5 protein-coding genes are annotated in these 6,612 nt (G+C 69.6%); all 5 read left to right on the forward strand.

Annotated elements, in window-relative coordinates; genetic code table 11:
- The first annotated feature begins 80 nt into the window (after positions 1-80).
- Entirely contained in the window at positions 81-650 is a 570-nt protein-coding gene (locus I0Q12_RS08850; RefSeq protein WP_197251575.1) for a DUF732 domain-containing protein, read from the forward strand.
- An 18-nt stretch (positions 651-668) separates the two neighbouring features.
- A complete protein-coding gene (locus tag I0Q12_RS08855) occupies positions 669-1,628 on the forward strand; it encodes a cutinase family protein (RefSeq protein ID WP_197251609.1) in 960 nt (319 codons plus the stop codon).
- A 147-nt stretch (positions 1,629-1,775) separates the two neighbouring features.
- The gene (locus tag I0Q12_RS08860) at positions 1,776-2,777 is read left to right on the forward strand and encodes an LLM class F420-dependent oxidoreductase (protein ID WP_197251576.1); all 1,002 of its coding nucleotides are present in this window, start codon (positions 1,776-1,778) and stop codon (positions 2,775-2,777) included.
- A gap of 188 nt (positions 2,778-2,965) precedes the next feature.
- Positions 2,966-4,855, forward strand: coding sequence for a long-chain-fatty-acid--AMP ligase FadD32 (gene fadD32 / locus I0Q12_RS08865; protein WP_197251577.1), 1,890 nt, complete (start codon positions 2,966-2,968; stop codon positions 4,853-4,855).
- Positions 4,856-4,905: 50 nt separating this feature from the next.
- Positions 4,906-6,612, forward strand: a 1,707-nt coding sequence (locus I0Q12_RS32455) for a type I polyketide synthase (RefSeq protein ID WP_269437588.1), incomplete at its 3' end; no start/stop codon positions are given.

Genomic DNA, 6,612 nt, shown 5'->3' on the forward strand with positions numbered 1-6,612 from the left:
GGGCCGGCCCGTCCGGCCCCACGACCCTGTTCGCCCGTCAGACCGTTTGCTCACGAAACCGGATGCGAGGACACCACCACATGCCTGCACGGACCCGTTCGCGTTCGACCCGCGTGGTCGGCGCCTGCGTTGCCGCACTGACCGCCGCCGCTGTGCTGGGCGCCTGCGGAAGCGACGATTCCACCGCGACGAGCACCCCGTCGGCGACGACGTCCGCGACGGCCGCGACCACGTCGGCATCCGCGACGGCGACGACGGGGGCCGAGGGCACCGCAGCGGAATCTCCCGCCGTCGAAGCACCCGTGACGAGCCCTGGCGAGGCCGCGACCGCGCCGCCGGCCGAACCCCAGACCGCGCCGGGCTTCCCCGGCCCGACCGAGGTCCCCACCGATTCGCGGGACGCGGCGTTCCTGGACGCGCTGCGCGCGGAGGGTGTCGAGCCGTCCGGCGACGGCAGCAGCGCGATCAACACCGCCAACTACATCTGCGGTGCGATCGCCCAGGGCGGCAGCGAGGACGAGATCAAGACGATCGTCACGGCCCTGGTCGGCAGCGACGCCGTCGCCTCGGGGATCGAGATCACCGAGGAGCAGGCCGCCGAGACCGCGAACGTCTACATCGCGACCGCCAAGTCGACCTACTGCAGCTAGGGGAGGATCCACAGCATGATGGCCAGGACGAAGACGAGGCGGCGCGGACGCGTCCTCGTCGTGATCGTTGCGCTTCTCGTCCTGGTCGTCGTGCTGGCGCTGTGGTACATCTTCGCCGGGCGGCTGCCCACGCCGGTCCCGCCGATCCCGCCGACGCCGGAGCAGCCGCAGTCGCAACCCGCGGAGTGCCCCGACGTCCAGGTGGTGTCGGTACCCGGCACGTGGGAGTCCGCGGTCGGCGACGATCCGTACAACCCGACCGCCAATCCGCTGTCGTTGATGTTGAACGTGACCCGGCCGTTGCAGCAGCAGTTCGATCCGCAGCGCGCGGACGTCTACACCGTGCCGTACGTCGCGCAGTTCTCCAATCCGATCGCGCTGCCGCCGGACGGTCAACAGTCGTACAACAACAGCCGCACCGCGGGTACCGCGGCGATGGAGGACATCCTGACGCGCCGCTTCGCCGAGTGCCCGCTCACGTCGTACATCCTCACGGGCTTCTCCCAGGGCGCGGTGATCACCGGTGACGTCGCGGCGAAGATCGGGGCCGGGAACGGGCCGGTGCCCGCGGATCGCGTGCTCGGTGTCGCGCTCATCGCCGACGGCCGGCGCGACCCCGACGCGGCCCCGACGATCGGCCCCCCGGTGTCCGGGGTGGGCGCCGAGCTGGCGCTGGCCGGGCTCCGGCTGCCGGGTATCACCCTGACCGGTCCCCGGCCGGGTGGGTTCGGTGAACTCGCCGACCGGACCGTGCAGATCTGCGCGCCCAGCGACGGCATCTGCGACGCCCCGCCGGACGCGCTCAATCCCGGCAATCTGCTCGCGAGTGCGCCGCGGCTGCTCGAGTACTACAACAACCCGGTGCATGCGATGTACAACACGTTCGTCGTCGACGACGCCGGCACCACGGCGACGCAGTGGGTCGCGAGCTGGGCCGCGGACAAGATCAACGCGGCGCCGACGCCTCCGGAAGAGTGATCCGAGGGTCTGGTTACCGGGCGGTAGTGTCGGGGGTCACGACCCGTTACAATCTCTCCACCGTCGGCACTTAGACTCGACAATCGGGCTGCGTCCGGAGTGTCCGGGCCGTGGCGCACGGACACAGCACACTGGAGAGAAGGTTCGATGAGTGCGACCGACGGCTCCGCAGCACTTCAGCCGCGGAAGTTCCGCTTCGCCGCGGGTGGGGAGGGCAACGCCGAGGAAGGCGGGGCCAGGCGTTTCGTCGAGCTCGCGCAGCGGGCCGAGGAGCTCGGCTACGACAGCTTCATGATCCCGGATCACCTGGGCAACCAGGTCGGACCGATCGCCGCGCTCGGCGCCCTCGCCGTGGCGACCGACCGCATCCGGATCGGCACCGCGATGCTCGCGAACGGATTCCGCCACCCCGCGATCCTCGCCAAGGACGCCGCCACCATCGACGTGCTCTCCGGCGGCCGCCTCGAACTCGGGCTCGGGGCCGGTTGGATGAAGGACGAATTCGACAAGGCGGGCATCGCCTACGACCGTCCCGGTGTGCGGATCGAGAAGCTCGAGGAGACGCTGCAGATCCTCGACGTGCTGCTGCGCGGCCGGGAATGCACCTTCGAGGGCAAGCACTACCGCATCGACGGCCTCAAGGGCAGCCCGCGGCCACGTCAGGGCCCGCGGCCACCGATCGCGGTCGGCGGGGGTGGTCCGCGCATGCTCGCCCTGGCCGCCCGGTACGCCGACATCATCTCGGTGGCGCCCCCGACCAACAGCGACGGCAAGTTGTTGCTGTCCGGCATCACGATGGCAAGCACGATCGAGCGGGTGGAGACGATCCGGAAGGCCGCCGGTGATCGTTTCGCCGACATCGAGTTGAACTGGACCATCACCATGATCCTCGTCACCGACGACAAGCAGCAGGCCGCGGAGATGGCGCTGGGTGCGCTCGATCAGGGGTTCCCTCCGAACATCGAGGTCGACACCCGCCTGACGGTCGACGACATCCTCGAATCCCCGTATCTGGCAATCGGTTCGCACGAGGAGATCGCCGATCGGATCCGTGCGGTGCGCGCCAAGACCGGCATGTCGTACGTGGGCGTCTTCCCGACTCAGATGGAGGCGTTCGCGCCGGTGATTCCCCTGCTCGCGGGGGAATGACGTAGTGAGGATCTGTAACATATTCGTGATCTCGGACCGATGAACTGGTCCGACGGGTTGCACGTTCGCAGGCCACTCGGCAGCGAATGTGCGACGGTCCGTGTTACGCGGGCCAACGAATCGCGAAGTAATGAACGGGGCGCAACCATGTCGGGTGGTTGTGGGATCGCTTCGACAGGGAGAAGGAATTGAGCGTCGGTTTCGAAGAGTTCATCGATGAGAACGGTCATATCGTTCTGCCCGAGGGCAACACGCTGCTCGATCACCTCGAACAGCACACGAACGGTAACGGCGACGATCTCGCCTACCGCTACATCGATTACTCCCGCGAGCGCGACGGAGAGGTGCACGAGCTGACCTGGCGTCAGTTCGGTGTGCGGATGCGAGCGATCGCGTCCCGTCTCCAGCAGGTCACCAAGCCGGGCGATCGTGTCGCGATCCTGGCGCCCCAGGGCCTGGACTACGTCGTGTCGTTCTTCGCGGCCATCTACGCCGGCGCCATCGCGGTGCCCCTGTTCGACCCGGACGAGCCGGGCCACACCGACCGCCTGCACGCCGTGCTCGGCGACTGCACGCCCAGCGCGATCCTGACGACGACGTCGTCCGCTGCGGGCGTCCGCCAGTTCTTCCGTCCGCTGCCGGCCGCGCAGCGCCCCCGGGTCATCGCGGTCGACGCCATCCCCGATTCGGTCGCCGACACCTGGACGCGCCCGGAGATCGGGACCGACGACATCGCCTACCTGCAGTACACCTCGGGTTCGACCCGGGTTCCGGCCGGCGTGGAGATCACCCACCGGTCCGTGCTCACCAACGTCGTGCAGATGGCCGACTCGATCGAGCTCAACGAGTCCTCCCGCGGCGTGACCTGGCTTCCGCTGTTCCACGACATGGGTCTGCTCACGGTGATCCTGCCCGCGATCGGCGGCAAGTACATCACCATCATGAGCCCGCGCGCGTTCGTGGCGCGGCCCGGCCGCTGGATCCGCGAACTCGCCGCCGTCTCCGACGGTGCCGGCACGTTCGCCGCGGCCCCGAACTTCGCGTTCGAGCACGCCGCCGCGCGCGGCCTGCCGAAGCCGGGGGAGACCCTCGATCTGTCCAACGTGATCGGGCTGATCAACGGCAGCGAGCCGGTCACCACGTCGTCGATGCGCAAGTTCAACGAGGCGTTCGCCCCGTACGGCCTGCCGAAGACGGCCATCAAGCCGTCCTACGGCATGGCGGAGGCGACCCTGTTCGTGTCCTCCACCAAGAGCACCGACGAAGCGAAGGTCATCTACGTCGACCGCAGCGAGCTGAACGCGGGCCGCATCGTGAAGGTGGACCGCGAAGCACCGGGCGCGATCGCCCAGGTGTCCTGCGGCTACGTCGCCCGCAGCCAGTGGGCCGCGATCGTCGACGCCGAGACCGGCGCCGAGGTCCCCGACGAGCACGTCGGCGAGATCTGGCTGCACGGCGACAACATCGGCATCGGCTACTGGGGTCGCAAGGACGAGACCGACGAGACCTTCCACAACCGGATCACGTCCCGTCTCGAGGAGAACAGCCACGCCGAGGGCACCGCGCCGGACGCCAACTGGCTGCGCACCGGCGACTACGGCGTCTACATCGACGGCGAGCTGTACATCACCGGTCGCGTCAAGGACCTGGTGATCGTCGACGGCCGCAACCACTACCCGCAGGACCTCGAGTTCTCTGCGCAGGAGGCCAGCTCGTCGCTGCGCCCCGGCTTCATCGCGGCCTTCGCGGTCCCGGCCAACCAGCTTCCCGTCGACGTGTTCGAGAACGAGGCCTCCGGCCTGAAGTTCGACGCCGACGACGCTTCCGAACAGCTGGTCATCGTCGCCGAGCGCGGCCCGGGCGCCGGCAAGGCCGATCCGCAGCCGATCGCCGACGCGGTCCGCGCGGCGATCTCGAGCCGCCACGGTGTGACGGCACGCGACATCCTGCTGGTTCCGGCCGGGTCCATCCCGCGCACGTCCAGCGGCAAGATCGCGCGCCGGGCCTGCAAGGCCGCCTACATCGAGGGAACGCTGCGCGGGGGGTATCAGCAGCAAGCATTCCCCGATAGCGTGTAACAATTGTTCTCTTTCCCGGGTAGCGTGGTGGGTTGATGGCTGACACTGAAATGACCGTCGCGCAGCTGCGCGAGTGGCTGCGGAACTGGATCGCCGACGCGACCGGGCAACCGGCGTCACAGATCTCCGACGATCGTCCGATGGAGGAGTTCGGCCTCTCGTCGAGAGACGCCGTGGCCCTCAGCGGCGAGATCGAAGACCTGCTCGGCGTCACGCTCACCGCGACGATCGCGTACCAGCACCCGACCATCGCGTCGCTGGCCACCCGCATCATCGAGGGCGAACCCGAGATGCCCGCCGCCGCCGACGACGCGTTCTACGCGGTCGGCGGCGTCACCGGCGCCAAGGACATCGCGATCGTCGGCATGTCCGCCCGGCTGCCCGGGCACGTGGACACCCCCGCGCAGATGTGGGAGCTGCTCGCCGAAGGCCGCAGCGGCATCACCGACCTGCCCGAGGGCCGCTGGTCCGAATTCGAGGGCGACCCGGTCGTCGCCGAGGCCATCGCGAACGCCAACACGCGCGGCGGTTACCTCGACGACGTCAAGGGCTTCGACGCCGAGTTCTTCGCGATGTCTCCCCGCGAGGTCGAGATGGTCGACCCGCAGCAGCGGCTCGCGCTCGAACTCGCGTGGGAAGCGCTCGAGCACGCCCACATCCCGGCGAACGAGCTCAAGGGCGGCTCCGTCGGCGTGTTCATCGGCAGCTCGGCCAACGACTACCAGCTGCTCGCGGTCGCCGACCCGTCCGCGGCCGACCCGTACGCGATCACCGGCACGTCCACCGCGATCGTCGCGAACCGGGTGTCGTACTTCTTCGACTTCCGCGGCCCGTCGGTCACCATCGACACCGCGTGCTCGTCGTCGCTCGTCGCGGTGCACCAGGCCGTGCGTGCCCTGCGCGGCGGCGAAGCCGACGTTGCCCTCGCCGGCGGCGTGAACATGCTGCTCGCGCCCGCGGGCACCCTCGGCTTCGACGAGACCGGCATGCTCACCGCCGACGGCAAGATCAAGGCCTTCTCCGCCGACGCCAACGGCATCGTGCGGTCCGAGGGCGGCGGGCTCGTCGTCCTCAAGCGGCTCGAGGACGCCGAACGCGACGGCGACAACATCCTCGCCGTCATCGCCGGGACGGCCGTCAACCAGGACGGACGTTCCAACGGGCTGGTCGCCCCCAACCCGGAGGCGCAGGTCGACGTGCTGCGCCGCGCCTACCGCGACGCGCAGATCCTGCCGTCCGGGGTCGACTACATCGAGGCGCACGGCACCGGCACGGTGCTCGGCGACCCGATCGAGGCCGAGGCGCTCGGCAAGGTCGTCGGCCGCGGCCGCGACGCCGACAAGCCGGTCCTGCTGGGCTCGGCCAAGACCAACTTCGGGCACCTCGAGGCCGCCGCCGGTGCCGCGGGCCTGATCAAGGTCGTCCTCGCGATGCAGGAGAACCACCTGCCCGCGTCCCTGAACTACACCGCCCCCAACCCGTACATCCCGTTCGAGCAGGCCCGCCTGAAGGTGGTCGCGGAGGGCGCCGACTGGCCGCGCTACACCGGCGCCGCCGTCGCGGGTGTCTCCGGCTTCGGGTTCGGCGGCACCAACGCGCACGTCGTGGTGCGCGAATACACCGGGCACGCCGGACTCGAGGAGTCCGAGGCCGAGGTCGAGGTCCTGCCGGAAGAGGTCGAGACCCCCGCCGCCGAGACTCCCGCCGCCGAGGCGCCGGCCCGCGAACTGCCCGTGCTGCTCCCGGTGTCCGCGGCG

Source organism: Rhodococcus sp. CX (assembly GCF_015865005.1).
Lineage (GTDB): Bacteria > Actinomycetota > Actinomycetes > Mycobacteriales > Mycobacteriaceae > Rhodococcus.

What these genes read in the sequence shown, in the direction of transcription:
- I0Q12_RS08850 (WP_197251575.1), top strand. Translation starts at nt 81, where the DNA reads ATGCCTGCACGGACCCGTTCGCGTTCGACCCGCGTGGTCGGCGCCTGC.
- I0Q12_RS08855 (WP_197251609.1), top strand. Translation starts at nt 669, where the DNA reads ATGGCCAGGACGAAGACGAGGCGGCGCGGACGCGTCCTCGTCGTGATC.
- I0Q12_RS08860 (WP_197251576.1), top strand. Translation starts at nt 1,776, where the DNA reads ATGAGTGCGACCGACGGCTCCGCAGCACTTCAGCCGCGGAAGTTCCGC.